Origin of the sequence: Marichromatium purpuratum 984 (assembly GCF_000224005.2) — a bacterium.
Taxonomy (GTDB): Bacteria; Pseudomonadota; Gammaproteobacteria; order Chromatiales; family Chromatiaceae; genus Marichromatium; species Marichromatium purpuratum.
In genome coordinates, this window is the sequence record NZ_CP007031.1 from 702828 (window position 1) to 716062 (window position 13235).

12 protein-coding genes and 3 tRNA genes are annotated in these 13235 nt (G+C 66.4%); 8 read left to right on the forward strand and 7 right to left on the reverse strand.

From position 1 onward, the window contains the following. Window positions 1–2 precede the first annotated feature (2 nt). From MARPU_RS03185 to aceA, 4 genes are all read right to left on the reverse strand, one after another. Complete coding sequence (locus MARPU_RS03185; protein ID WP_005224852.1) at window positions 3–1016, reverse strand: thioredoxin family protein; 1014 nt, start codon at window positions 1014–1016, stop codon at window positions 3–5. Between the two features lie 61 nt (window positions 1017–1077). Further along, the gene (aceK, locus tag MARPU_RS03190) at window positions 1078–2838 is read right to left on the reverse strand and encodes a bifunctional isocitrate dehydrogenase kinase/phosphatase (protein ID WP_005224851.1); all 1761 of its coding nucleotides are present in this window, start codon (window positions 2836–2838) and stop codon (window positions 1078–1080) included. Between the two features lie 9 nt (window positions 2839–2847). Continuing rightward, window positions 2848–3333 carry a ribonuclease E activity regulator RraA gene (gene rraA / locus MARPU_RS03195; protein ID WP_005224850.1) on the reverse strand — a complete coding sequence of 162 codons (486 nt, stop codon included), beginning with the start codon at window positions 3331–3333 and terminating at the stop codon, window positions 2848–2850. Between the two features lie 77 nt (window positions 3334–3410). Then, window positions 3411–4715 carry an isocitrate lyase gene (aceA, locus tag MARPU_RS03200; RefSeq protein ID WP_025275084.1) on the reverse strand — a complete coding sequence of 435 codons (1305 nt, stop codon included), beginning with the start codon at window positions 4713–4715 and terminating at the stop codon, window positions 3411–3413. A gap of 290 nt (window positions 4716–5005) precedes the next feature. On the opposite strand from aceA, the gene pdxH reads away from it, so the two are divergent. Both pdxH and MARPU_RS03210 read left to right on the forward strand, forming a co-directional pair. Next, entirely contained in the window at window positions 5006–5647 is a 642-nt protein-coding gene (gene pdxH, locus MARPU_RS03205; protein ID WP_005224848.1) for a pyridoxamine 5'-phosphate oxidase, read from the forward strand. Window positions 5648–6139: 492 nt separating this feature from the next. Next, window positions 6140–7447, forward strand: coding sequence for an MFS transporter (locus tag MARPU_RS03210; RefSeq protein ID WP_005224847.1), 1308 nt, complete (start codon window positions 6140–6142; stop codon window positions 7445–7447). A 143-nt stretch (window positions 7448–7590) separates the two neighbouring features. Here MARPU_RS03210 and MARPU_RS03215 read toward each other — a convergent pair. Together MARPU_RS03215 and MARPU_RS03220 are read right to left on the reverse strand one after the other, a co-directional pair. Next, a tRNA-Pro gene (locus tag MARPU_RS03215) sits at window positions 7591–7667 on the reverse strand. 13 nt (window positions 7668–7680) lie between these two features. After that, window positions 7681–8649 carry a polyprenyl synthetase family protein gene (locus tag MARPU_RS03220; RefSeq protein ID WP_005224846.1) on the reverse strand — a complete coding sequence of 323 codons (969 nt, stop codon included), beginning with the start codon at window positions 8647–8649 and terminating at the stop codon, window positions 7681–7683. A 414-nt stretch (window positions 8650–9063) separates the two neighbouring features. Between MARPU_RS03220 and rplU the strand changes: the two genes are divergently transcribed. The 6 genes from rplU to MARPU_RS03250 all read left to right on the forward strand — a co-directional run bounded on the left by rplU (window position 9064) and on the right by MARPU_RS03250 (window position 12310). Beyond that, complete coding sequence (gene rplU, locus MARPU_RS03225) at window positions 9064–9375, forward strand: 50S ribosomal protein L21 (RefSeq protein ID WP_005224845.1); 312 nt, start codon at window positions 9064–9066, stop codon at window positions 9373–9375. A 13-nt stretch (window positions 9376–9388) separates the two neighbouring features. Next, a complete protein-coding gene (gene rpmA / locus MARPU_RS03230) occupies window positions 9389–9646 on the forward strand; it encodes a 50S ribosomal protein L27 (protein WP_005224844.1) in 258 nt (85 codons plus the stop codon). A 146-nt stretch (window positions 9647–9792) separates the two neighbouring features. Continuing rightward, window positions 9793–10884 (forward strand): Obg family GTPase CgtA, encoded by a 1092-nt coding sequence (gene cgtA, locus MARPU_RS03235; protein ID WP_005224843.1) that lies wholly within the window; start codon window positions 9793–9795, stop codon window positions 10882–10884. Between the two features lie 3 nt (window positions 10885–10887). Next, complete coding sequence (gene proB / locus MARPU_RS03240) at window positions 10888–12012, forward strand: glutamate 5-kinase (RefSeq protein WP_005224842.1); 1125 nt, start codon at window positions 10888–10890, stop codon at window positions 12010–12012. 85 nt (window positions 12013–12097) lie between these two features. Further along, window positions 12098–12171 (forward strand) — tRNA-Cys (locus MARPU_RS03245). Window positions 12172–12225: 54 nt separating this feature from the next. Next, window positions 12226–12310 (forward strand) — tRNA-Leu (locus tag MARPU_RS03250). Between the two features lie 139 nt (window positions 12311–12449). Here the strand turns inward: MARPU_RS03250 and MARPU_RS03255 are convergent. Further along, window positions 12450–13076: a hypothetical protein gene (locus MARPU_RS03255; protein WP_005224841.1), complete on the reverse strand. Its 627-nt coding sequence runs from the start codon at window positions 13074–13076 to the stop codon at window positions 12450–12452. Between the last annotated feature and the right edge of the window lie 159 nt (window positions 13077–13235).

The window sequence follows — 13235 nt, forward strand, 5'->3', positions numbered from 1 at the left end:
GTTCACTCCATCAGCTCGATCTCGACCCCCAAGGCCTCGACGCGTTCGCGCCGCGCCGCCAGATAGCGCTGGAAGCTCGGCTGCCAGCGATAGGCGCCGGTGGCGACATAGTCGAGCGCGCCGTGCAGGTGGAAGGCGCGCAGCTCGCCCTCGGCGCGGAAGACCTCACGCCCGGCGGCGTCGAAGAACACCAGCGTCGGGGTGTAGAGGATGCCGAGCGCGTCGGCCCAGTCGCTCGCGGCGCGCGCGGCGCCGTCCGGGGTCTGCAGTGGGGTCTCGGCGTCGATGTCGACGAGTGCCACGTCGAAGGCGCTGAGCGCATGGGCCAGGGGTGGGCGGCGCAGCAGATCGTCGTGGAGTCGGTCGCAGCCGCGACAGGTGCGCTGCTCGAACAGCACCACCAAGGGACGTGGCGAGCGGTCGCGGTTGTCGGCGAGGCGTAGTGGCGGTTCGAGAAAACCGGCCTCGTGGTGCAGCTCTCCGCTCGCCGGCGGGCCACCGCGCCTGGCGTGGAAGTCGGCGAAGCGCTCGCCGAACTGCTCGCGTCGTTCGGCGGCATAGGTCAGCGCGGCGGCGAGACGCGCCGGTGGCTGGTAGCCGTTGATGCGCAGCACCACCGCGCCGGCCTCGTCGAGCAGCAGCAGTGTCGGGGTGAACTGGACGCCGAGGGCAGCGGCCAGCCCCTTTTCGGTGGTGGTCTGGCCGTCGAGTCCGACCACCTCGCGATCACCCCAGATGTTGAGCGCGATGACCTCGAAGCGCTCCTGCGCCAGTCGCGCGATCTCGGGGTCGGCGAGGTTCACCCGCAGCAGCAGGGCGCAGTAGGGGCAGCCGTCCTGGTAGAAGTAGAGCATCAGCCGGCGGTCTGCGGCGGTGGCTTCGGCGACATCCTCGGCGAGATCGAGGAAGGACTGCTTGAACCAGGGTGGGTGCTCTGGTGGGGCGCTGAGGACATCGCCGGCGGATGTCAGCAGCAGCGCGAGCGCGAGCAGGACGAGGCGCGGGCGGATGGGCATGATGGCCTCCCCGGGCGGACCGGTCTGGGGCGCGCCGGGGATGGCGCGGCCTGTCCGCAGTCTAGCCGATGGCCTGCGCCCCGACGCCGCGCGGGGCTGCCGGAGCGGGGAAGCGACGCGCCTCGGGGTAGGGGAAGACGTCCTCGAGTCGGCCGCGGCGGATGTGGCTCTGGCGCTCGCGCCACCAGCCCGGGTCGAGCAGCTCGCCGTGGAGTTCACGGAACAGTGTGCGGATGCGCGGGTCGGTGAGCAGGAAGGTCTCGAACTCCTCGGGGAAGACGTCGGCCGGGGCGATGCTGTACCAGGGTTCGTCGGCCAGTTCCAGCTCCGGGTAGGGCGCCTCGGGGATCTCGCGGAAGTTGCACTCGGTGAGATAGCAGAGTTCGTCGTAGTCGTAGAACACCACCCGCCCACGCCGGGTGACGCCGAAGTTCTTGAACAGGAAGTCGCCGGGGAAAATGTCGGCGGCGGCGAGCTGGCGGATGGCGTCGCCGTACTCGGCCACTGCGTGGCGCGCGTCCTCGGCGTCGGCCTCTTGCAGATAGAGGTTGAGCGGGGCCATGCGCCGCTCGATATAGAGGTGCTTGATGATCAGGTGCTCGCCGTCGTGCTCGAGGCTGCCGGCGCACTCCTCCTCGAGCAGCGCGCGCAGCGCCGGGGAGAAGCGCGCGGCGGGGAAGGCAACGTGCGAGTACTCCCAGGAGTCGGCCATGCGCCCGACGCGGTCGTGGAGTTTGACCAGCTGGTATTTCTCCTTCACCGCCTCGCGGCTCATCTCCTTCTGCGGCGGGAAGCGGTCCTTGATCACCTTGAACACGAAGGGGAAGGAGGGCAGGGTGAAGACGCACATCACCATGCCGCGGATCCCCGGGGCGATGACGAACTCGTCGGCGGAGTGACGCAGGTGCTTGAGGAAGTCGCGGTAGAACTCGGCCTTGCCGAACTTCTGCAGCCCGATCGCGGTGTAGAGTTCGGCCTTGCCCTTGCGCGGCAGCAGCGGGCGGAGGAACTCGACGACCGCCGCCGGTACCTCGGTGTCGACCATGAAATAGGCGCGCGAGAAGCTGAAGATGTCCGACAGCTCGTCCTCGCCGACCAGTAGGGTGTCGACATAGAGCCCGCGCTGCTCGTCGTTGAGGATGGGGATGGCGAAGGGGATCTGGTCGGCGCCGTTGATCGCCTTGCCGATGAGATAGGCGGCCTTGTTGCGGAAGAAGGGGCTGCGCAGCACCGCGAGCTGGAAGTTCTGCTGCCGGGTCTGTGCTGTGGGCAGGCGCTCGCGCAGCGCGCGCAGCAGACAGCGCAGGTCGTGGCGTGGGGCGCGGAAGGGTCGCTCGAAGCCGGCCTCAGTGAGGATGCGGGCGAGCACCCGGGCGAAGCCGTCGCGGGTGGGGTAGTAGGGGCGGTAGATCGGCACCTCGGCCTCGAGGTGCTCGGTCGAGATCATCGGCCAGACGAAGATATAGCGGTTGTCGTAGTAGCGCCGGTCGAACAGGCGACAGAACACCGAGTTGTAGAAGGTCTCGGCCAGCTCGGGCTGGCGGTGCAGCGGCAGCAGCCGTAGATACTCGACCTTGACCCGCTGCCACAACGCGTCGCTCGGGTCACGCAGATGGAACTCGCGGCGCAGCAGCGCCACGGTCTCGCCGATCCGGGTGTCGTAGTAGCTGATGCGTGCGCGGGCGGCGGCCTGGACGGCCGGCCAGTCGGCGCGCTCGAAGCGCGCCCGGGCCTCGCCGGTACAGGCGCGGAACAGTCGGTAATGACGCTCGAAACCATCGAGGATGGCCTCGGCGATCAGCTTCGCCTCGGTCCAGGCCATGATGCGTCCTCAGCCGTCGGTGAGCGACCGCTCGGCGATCACCACGCCGTCCTCGTCGCAATAGATGTGATCGCCCGGGTTGACGCGCGCCCCGGCGATGTGGATCGGGATGTCGCGCTGGCCCTCGCCGCGACGATGGCTCTTGCGCGGGGTGCTGGCCAGCGCCTTGATGCCGATCGCCATGGCTGCCAGCTCGACCCGGTCGCGCACGCAGCCGTGGATCACCACCCCGGCCCAGCCCTGCTCGACGGCACGCGCGGCGATCAGGTCGCCGAGCATGGCGCAGCGCAGCGAGCCGCCGGCATCGACCACCAGCACCCGACCCTCGCCGGGTTCGGCCAGGGTCGACTTGACCAGCGAGTTGTCCTCGAAGCACTTGACGGTGACCGCCTCGCCACTGAAGCGCGAGTGGCCGCCGAAGTCCTGGAACACCGGGTCGCAGACCTGCAGGGCGTCGCCCTCGCGGTCGTAGAGGTCGGCGGTCTTGAAGTCCATGCGCGGGGTCTCCTGGTACGGCTGGAACGATGCGGGGCGAGCGCCGGGGCGTGATCGCCCCGGCGCTGGGGGTGTTGTCAGAACTGCTCTTCCTCGGTCGAGCCGGTCAGCGCGGTGACCGAGGAGACACCGCCCTGGATGGTGGTGGTGACGTCGTCGAAGTAACCGGCGCCGACCTCCTGCTGGTGCGAGACGAAGGTGTAGCCCTTGTCGCGGGCGGCGAACTCCGGCTCCTGCACCTTCTCGACATAGTGGCGCATGCCCTCGCCACGGGCATAGTCGTAGGCGAGGTCGAACATGTTGAACCACATGTTGTGGATGCCCGCCAGGGTGATGAACTGGTACTTGTAGCCCATCGCCGCCAGCTCGTCCTGGAACTTGGCGATGGTGGCGTCGTCGAGGTTCTTCTTCCAGTTGAACGAGGGTGAGCAGTTGTAGGCGAGCAGCTTGTTGGGGTTCTTCTCCAGCACCGCCTGGGCGAACTCGCGGGCGAAGCCGAGGTCCGGGGTTCCGGTCTCGCACCACACCAGATCGGCATAGGGGGCGTAGGCCAGGCCGCGACTGATGGCCTGCTCAAGACCGTTGTTGACCCGGTAGAAGCCCTCGTTGGTGCGTTCGCCGGTGACGAAGGGACGATCGTTGTCGTCGACGTCGCTGGTGAGCAGGTTGGCCGCCTCGGCATCGGTACGCGCCAGCAGCAGCGTGGGCACGCCCATGACGTCGGCGGCGAGTCGCGCGGCGACGAGCTTCTGCACCGCCTCGCTGGTCGGCACCAGCACCTTGCCGCCCATGTGGCCGCACTTCTTCACTGCGGCGAGCTGGTCCTCGAAGTGCACCCCGGAGGCGCCGGCGGCGATCATGTTCTTCATCAGCTCGAAGGCGTTGAGCACGCCGCCGAAGCCGGCCTCGGCATCGGCCACGATCGGCAGGAAGTAGTCGACGTGGGCCGGATCGCCGGGTTCGATCTCCTTGGCCCACTGGATCTCGTCGGCACGCTTGAAGGCGTTGTTGATGCGACGCACCATGGTGGGGACCGAGTCGTAAGCGTAAAGCGACTGGTCGGGGTACATGGTCTCGGAGGTGTTACCGTCGGCGGCGACCTGCCAGCCGGAGAGATAGATCGCCTCGATCCCAGCCTTGGCCTGCTGCATCGCCTGACCGGCGGTGATCGCGCCCATGCAGTTGACGTAACCCTTCTTGGCGTCGCCGTGGATCAGCCCCCAGAGTCGTTCGGCGCCGCGTCGGGCATAGGTGTACTCGGGTTGCACCGAGCCGCGCAGCCTGACGACATCGGCCGCCGAGTAGGCGCGGTTGACATCGGTCCAGCGGGGGTTCTCAGCCCAGTCCTGTTCCAGGGCCTTGATCTGGTCTTGGCGGGTCATCGGCATGGGGTACTCCTTCTTGATCGTGTCGGTTCGTGCGATCTATGCCACCTTCCAGGCTCCGTGGTATCCGTTCACGATAGCCCGTGGAAGCGAATCGGCGGATGATTGACCGTCTTGGTAGGTCTTGGAGGGATGAAACTACCCCGGGTTCCGAGCATTTGGCGAGTCAATTATCCTAATCCTGTCCATTAGTTTTGATAATTATCAATGAGAAGACATCCTCTGATTTTCCCCTCGCGTCCGACCGGACGCGCCCCGCTCCGCCTCCAAGTCGCCGGGGTGGTGGCATGACGGCGAACCCCGAAGAGATCCGCGCGCAGGGCATGGCGCAGGGGCTGGCGCGCGAGTCGCTCGCCGCCGATCCTTTCTCCCAGTTCGAGCAGTGGTACCAGGTGGCGGTCGGCAGCGGTATCCCCGAGCCCAACGCAATGACCGTCTCCACCGTCGATGCCGAGGGACAGCCCTCCTCGCGCACCGTGCTGATGAAGCTCTACGATGAGCGTGGGTTCGTCTTCTTCACCAACTACGCCAGTCGCAAGTCGCACCAGATCGAGGCCAACCCAAGGGTTTATCTGCTGTTTCCCTGGGTGGCGCTGGCGCGTCAGGTGGGGATCTCGGGGCGTGCCGAACGGATCTCGGCGGCCGAGTCCTTCCGCTATTTCACCTCGCGGGCGCGCGGTAGCCAGATCGGTGCCTGGGCCTCGCCGCAGAGCCAGGTGATCCGCTCGCGGGCGATGCTCGAGGCCAAAGTCGAGGAGATGCGCCAGCGCTTCCGCGACGGCAAGATCCCGCTGCCCGAGTTCTGGGGCGGCTACCGCGTTGTCCCCGACAGCATCGAGTTCTGGCAGGGCCGTGACTGCCGCCTGCACGACCGCTTCCTCTACCGCCGTGCGGCCTCGGGCTGGGACATCGAGCGGCTGGCGCCCTAGGGGCGGGGGCTCAGCCGCCAGCCATCAGCTTTCAGCCGCCAGTGGCAGTTTTCCGCTGACGGCTGCTGGTTTGAACCACAAAGACGCGAAGTGCGCAAAGTTAGGGGCGGCTTTTGGTTATCGCCAGCCGCCAGCCGCCAGTCATGCAGCCGCTCCTTCCCCACTGGCGGCTGGTCGCTGATCGCTGGCGGCTGGACGCTCTCCCCCCTTGCTTCGCCGCCTTTGCGTCCTTGCGGCTCGAACCAGCTTCCAGCGATCAGCTTCCAGCCTCCAGTCGGGGAGGCTGCTGCCCGGTCTACGAATCTGCAGACCGTTCGCTTGCTTTGCGCCCTTCGCGCCTTTGCGGTTCAATCTGCTGGCGGCTGGCGGCTGGCGGCTGGCGGCTGGCGGCTGGCGGCTGGCGGCTGGCGGCTGGCGGCTGAAAGCTGAATAATGCCGGTTCGTTCTTGCAACCCGACCGAGTGGCCGGCGCCGGCCCGAGACCCAGTATCCATGTCCGAACACGCCAAGACCCATCGTATCGGCCCGATTCATCTTGCCCCCGAGATTAGCCTGCGCCACGGTTGGACCTTCATGGTCGTGGCCTTCTTCTCGATCGGGCTCATGGTCTTCGTCTCCATTGGCCAGACCTATATCCTCAACGAGCATCTCGGTATCCCCGAGTCGAGTCAGGGCCGCATCAGCGGTAACCTGGTGTTCCTCACCGAGATCGTCACCCTGTTGCTGTTCCTGCCCGCCGGGGTGCTGATGGACCGCCTCGGGCGGCGTACCGTCTATGGTGTCGGCTTTCTGCTGCTGGCGCTGACCTATGTGCTCTATCCCCTCGCCACCTCTGTGGAGATGCTCTACGGCTTTCGGGTGATCTACGCCCTCGGCGTGGTGGCGGTCGCCGGAGCGCTGTCGACGGTGCTCGCCGACTATCCCGCCGAGCGCTCGCGCGGCAAGCTGGTGGCGCTGGTCGGGGTGCTCAGCGGGCTCGGCGTGGTGATCGTCGGTCAGGGGTTGGGGGCGCTGCCCAAGGTCTTCACCAATGCCGGGTTCGACGGTGTCGAGGCCGGTCGCCTGACCCATTTCATCATCGCCGGGCTGTCGGTGGCGGTCGCTGCCTTGGTTTTCTGGGGATTGAAGCCCGGGGTGCCGGTGCGTCATGACGAGCGCCCGAACCTGCGTACCCTGTTCGCCAGCGGTTTCGCCCAGGCGCGCAACCCGCGCATCCTGCTCGCCTATGCCTCGGCCTTCATCGCGCGGGGCGATCAGTCGGTCAACGCGACCTTCATCATCCTGTGGGGGACGCTGGCCGGCAAGGCGGCGGGGATGGAGACGCCGGAGGCGGTGCTCGCCGGGACGGTGATCTTCATCATCACCCAGCTCTCGGCGTTGGTTTGGGCGCCGCTGCTCGGCCCGCTGCTCGATCGCATCGATCGGGTCTCGGCGATGGCCGTGTGCATGGGGCTGGCCGCACTCGGCAACCTGGCGCCGCTGCTGCTCGACGACCCGTTGGCGCGGATCGGTATCCTCTTCTTCATCCTGCTCGGGATCGGTCAGATCAGTGTCTTTCTCGCCGGACAGTCGCTGATCGGTCAGGAGGCACCGACGGCGCAACGCGGCTCGGTGCTCGGCGCCTTCAACGTCACCGGCGCGATCGGCATCCTGCTGATCACCCTGGTCGGCGGCTATCTTTTCGACCAGGTCGATCCGCGCGCGCCCTTCGCGGTGGTCGGCGCGATCAATCTGCTGCTGCTGTTCGCCAGTCTCTATGTGCGCTGGCGTCACCCCCAGGTGGGTGCGGTCGGGCGCTGATGGAGCGGGTCGGCCGGGGCGCCGCCGTGCGCTCCGGCCGATCAGCCGTGCCCGGCCGGATGTTGGTGCTGGTGGGGCAGGGGTGGAGAGGTTGCAGGCACAAAAAAACCGGCGCGCGGCCGGTTTTCTTGTCTAGCGGAGATTGGTCGGGGTGACTGGATTCGAACCAGCGACTTCTGCCTCCCGAAGACAGCGCTCTACCAAGCTGAGCTACACCCCGATATCGGGAATTCTTAATACGACCGGCTGACCGCGAAGTCTGCCAGCGTTGCCATAGCGTCACGCGCGGGACTCGGGTCGAGGACGTCGAGAGCCTTACGAGCTTTCGCAGCGTGCCGTTTAGCAAGATCACCAGTATAGGCGATTGCGTCGGTGGATGCAATCGCCTCGATCACGGCGTCGATTCGCTCGCGACCGCCGTGCTCGATACAGTCGCGCAGCATCGCGCGCTGCTCGGCGGTGCCGACGGCCATGGCGCGGATCAGCGGCAGGGTGGGCTTGCCTTCGTCGAGGTCGTCGCCGACGTTCTTGTCGAGGCTCTCGTTGTTGGTGCTGTAGTCGAGCGCGTCGTCGATCAGCTGGAAGGCGATGCCGAGGTTGAGACCATAGCTGTCGAGCGCGGCCTCGATCTCGGGTGAGGTCTCGGCGAGGATCGCGCCAAGGCGCGTGCCGGCGGCGAACAGGGTCGCGGTCTTGCGCTCGATGACCTCCATGTAGCGCGCCTCGTCGGTATCGGCGTCGCGCGCGTTGAGCAGCTGCAGCACCTCGCCCGCGGCGATGCGATTGGTGGCGTGGGCGAGGACTTCCATCACCCGCATGCTGCCGACGTCGACCATCATCTCGAAGGCGCGCGAGTAGAGGAAGTCGCCGACCAGTACGCTCGCCTCGTTGCCCCAGACGGCGTTGGCCGTCTCGCGGTTGCGACGCATCTCGGAGTTGTCAATGACATCGTCGTGGAGCAGGGTCGAGGTATGGATGAACTCCACGATCGCGGCCAGGTCGATGTGGTGCTCGCCGCCGTAGCCGCAGGCGCGCGCCGCGAGCAACACGGAGAGCGGACGCAGCCGCTTGCCGCCGCTGTTGACGATGTAGTGACCGATCTGATTGATCAGTACGACATCGGACTCGAGCCGACGCAGGATCAGGGCGTCCACCGCCTTCGAGTCGTCGGCGACGGGGTGTCGAATCGTGGAGAGGTCCATTCGTATGCGGGGTCTATCGATAGTGACGGCGGATGCTAGGTGCGAGGCACCGAGCTGTCAAGGAGGTCGCGGATCGCAGTGCGTGCGTCCTCCCACGGCAACGGAAACGGGTGTGCTGGCAGGTCCGGGCTGTCTCGGCTCCTGCGGCCCTGAGGACGCCGCCTGATGTTGCCGGGCCTCGGGCGACCGCCTCCCGCTCCAGGGATCAGGAGTCAGCCGTTTCTTCGTCCAATCTGCCAACTGCGTCCTGGCGCGTCAAGTCTCGACCGGCTCGCGGGAGTGTGTTGTCACATTCGGAGAAGCGTCGACGTTGACGCACGTCATGGCTTCGCGGTAGGATTCCGCTTCTTTGTTCCGGCGCGGAGCTGCGAGCTGCGTCGGCTGTTTCCGAATTATTCTGGGGATCTGCTGATCATGTACGCGGTCATTCAAACCGGTGGAAAACAATACCGGGTTTCGGAAGGCGACACACTCAAGGTCGAGAAGCTCGCCGCCGAGGAAGGTTCCAACGTCGATTTCGAAGTGCTGATGGTCGCCGACGGCGAGACCGTCAAGGTCGGCAAGCCCTTCGTCGAGGGCGGCAAGGTGAGCGCCGTGGTCGAGTCGCACGGTCGTGGCGACAAGGTCTCGATCATCAAGTTCCGTCGTCGCAAGCACCACATGAAGCGTCAGGGCCACCGCCAGTGGTTCACGTCGCTCAAGATCACTGGCATCAACGCCGGCTGAGGAGAGATTACCGATGGCACATAAAAAAGCAGGCGGTAGTTCGCGCAACGGCCGCGATTCAGAGTCCAAGCGCCTTGGCGTCAAGGTCTTCGGTGGTCAGCGTGTCAGCGCCGGCGCCATCATCGTGCGTCAGCGTGGCACCCAGTTCCACGACGGTGTGAACGTCGGCTGCGGGCGCGACCACACCCTCTACGCCCTGACCGACGGTGTCGTGAAGTTCGTCACCAAGGGTCCGCAGAAGCGTAAGTTCGTCACCGTGGAAGGCGCCTGATCCGCGAGCGGGTCCAGCTCTGGCCCCGCCCCTTCCGTGGAGACCGCGCAGCCTCGTCCGGGTGACGAGGCTTTTTCGTTTCTGCCGCACCGTCAGGGTGTGCGCCCGCGACCCCTGCATCGGCAATCGCACAACGGATCGATCGCATGAAATTCGTCGACGAGGCATACATCCGGGTCGAAGCCGGTGATGGCGGCAGCGGCTGCGTCAGCTTCCGCCGCGAGAAATACATCCCCAAGGGCGGCCCCAATGGCGGCGACGGCGGGGACGGCGGCAGTGTCTATCTGCTCGCCGACAACAACCTCAATACCCTGGTCGATCTGCGCGACCAACGCATCCAGCGCGCCGAGCGCGGCCAGAACGGCATGGGGCGCGACATGACCGGGCGCAGTGGTCAGGATCTGGTGGTCCGGGTCCCGGTCGGTACCCGGGTGATCGAACGCGACACCGGCGAGCTGATCGGCGAGCTGCTGGCCTCGGGCGAGCGCCTGCTGGTCGCTCAGGGCGGCTTCCACGGCATCGGCAACGCCCGCTTCAAGTCCAGCACCAACCGCACCCCGCGCCAGTCCACTCCGGGCACCCCGGGCGAGCGGCGCGATCTCCATCTCGAACTGATGCTGCTCGCCGACGTCGGTCTGGTCGGTTTCCCCAACGCCGGCAAGTCGTCATTGGTGCGCCAGGTCTCGAGCGCGCGTCCACGCGTCGCCGACTATCCCTTCACCACCCTGCACCCGAACCTCGGGGTGGTGCGTCTCGGGCGCGAGCGCAGCTTCGTCATCGCCGACATCCCCGGGCTGATCGAGGGCGCGGCCGAGGGCGCCGGCCTCGGCACCCGCTTCCTCAAGCATCTGTCGCGCACCCGGTTGCTGTTGCACCTGGTCGATGTCGCGCCGCTCGGCGATCACACCGATCCCTACGACGAGATCCGCAAGGTCGAGGCCGAGATGCGCGCCTTCGGGCGCGAGCTGATCGACAAGGAGCGCTGGCTGGTGCTCAACAAGGTCGACCTGCTCGACGAGGAGACCTTCGCTGCCCGTCGCGACGCCCTCCTCGAACGGCTCGACTGGCAGGGGCCGGTCTATGCCATCTGCGCGCTCAGCGGCAAGGGGACCGAGCTGCTGATGCAGGACCTGATGAACTACCTGGAGCGGTTGCGCGCGGTCGAGACCGTCGTCGAGACCGAGGACGGGACCAGCGAGGACGATGCCGCCGAAGACGACTGGCATCCGCTGGGCTGAGCCATGATCTCGCGCGAGGAACTGCCCGGGACCCGACGCTGGGTGATCAAGATCGGCAGCACCCTGCTGACCCGTGACGGTCGCGGGGTCGGGCGCGACCTGCTCGAGCCCTGGGTGGCGCAGATGGCCGCCCGTCATGGTGCCGGCGCCGAGGTCGTGCTGGTCTCCTCGGGGGCTGTGGCCGAGGGCATGGCGCGGATGGGGTGGCGTGAGCGCCCTGGCGCGCTGCACGAGTTGCAGGCGGCCGCCGCGATCGGCCAGATGGGGCTGGTGCGCGCCTACGAGGACTGTTTTCGCGATCATGGCCGGCACACCGCTCAGGTGCTACTCACCCGTGACGACCTCTCCAACCGGGTGCGCTATCTCAATGCCCGCAGCACTCTGCGCGCCCTGATCCGTCACGGCGTGGTGCCGGTGATCAACGAGAACGACACCGTTGCCAACGACGAACTGCGTTTCGGTGACAACGACACCCTCGCCGCGCTGGTCGCCAACCTGATCGAGGCCGATCTGCTGGTGCTGCTCACCGACCAGGACGGCATCTTCGACCAGGATCCGCGCAACAATCCCGAGGCACGGCTGATCACCGAGACCTGGGTCGACGATCCCATGCTCGATCAGGTCGCCGGCGGCAGCGGCTCCGGTCTGGGCACCGGCGGCATGGTCACCAAGGTCCGCGCGGCCCGTCTGGCTGCGCGTTCCGGTACTCCGACGGTGATCGCCCCGGGCCGTGGCGAGCGGGTGCTGGCGCGGATCGGTGCGGGTGAGTCGATCGGCACCCTGCTGATCCCCTTCCAGGGGCCGCAGGCGGCGCGCAAGCAGTGGATCGCCGGTCAACTGCAGGTGCGTGGTCGGCTGGTGCTCGATGCCGGTGCGGTGCGGGCGCTGCGCGAGCAGGGTACCAGTCTGCTGGCCGTCGGGGTGCGGGCGGTCCACGGCGCCTTCGAGCGCGGCGAGGTGGTCGCCTGTGTCGATGAGCAGGGCAGGGAGGTCGCGCGCGGTCTGGTCAACTACGACGCCGAGGCGACGCGCCGGATCCAGGGTCGCTCATCGCATCGTTTCGCCGAGATTCTCGGCTATGTCGACGACGACGAGCTGATCCATCGCGACAACCTGGTGTTGCTCTGAAGGCCGGTTGTTCGGCGGCACGCGGGCCGGACATGAAAATGAGGGGTGACAAGACCCCGACAAGCCTTTATACTGCGCGTTCTCTGGCTGAGTGGCAGAGTGGTTATGCAGCGGCCTGCAAAGCCGTGTACCTCGGTTCGATTCCGGGCTCAGCCTCCATATCGCGTTTCTCAGTCCCCGTCGAGACCGAACTCGGGCAACAGCCCCGCACCCGCCCGGGTGGCGAAATTGGTAGACGCAGGGGACTTAAAATCCCTCGACCTCGGTCATGCGGGTTCGAGTCCCGCCCCGGGCACCATCTCTTCTCGTTCCTCTTCCTCTTCCTCTTCCTCTTCCTCTTCCTCTTCCTCCTCGTACTGCGATCTTGTTCGTTCGTCTGCGCGCGCGTTTTTGCCGAGCCGTCCCGTCGCGTGCTGCAGGGGACGGCTCGGGTTGGCTCAGCTCCGTGCCTTGCGGGCGCGCTTGGCCATGATGGCGCCACGCGTGCTGAGTTGTACAAGGAAGCTGGCAACGAATGCCAGTGCGGCGACGGCGATGATCATCGTCTGCGGCTTCTCTTGAGGGTTGGCGATCTTGAGCGCCTCGCCCAGCGGGTTGAGGACGGCGATATTGGCCGGATCGGCGAGCACGTAGGCGCAACAGCCGATGAACAGCCCGAAGAGGAACATCCGGGTGTCGAGATAGAGTCCGGCCACCAGTGCCGCCAGGGCGAGGACGTAGAGCTGAGTCAGGTTGAACTGCTCGGCGGTGATGGCGTCACGGACGCCATGCTCCTGGAGTGCCCACAGCAGGCTACCGAACGCGCCCCAGTGCAGGATCTGCTTGATCATGTAGACAAAGCGCGAGCGGTCGAGGGCGTAGGCCTGGGACCAGCCCGAGAGCAACGAGACGAAGGCAACGACCGGGAGGAAGAACTCCCAGTACTGGGTGGTGCTGGCGAGATCGTCGCGAGCGAAGAGCACCAGTATCACTGCGGCAACATAGATAAAGACCGATGGCAGGATAGCGACCATCAAGGGGGTTTGCTTGGGTTTGACCTCGGACGAGGCTGCTGACTTTGACACGACTGACCCTCCTTGCGTACGGGTACTGTGTGGTAAGTGGCCGATGGCCGGATCGACAACACCCCTCCGGCCATCGATTGCGTCAAGCGCTCTGAATCTTAACCCTTACCGAAACTAAGTTTAAGGGTTTACTACATCCACGAGTGCAATCAGGTCATC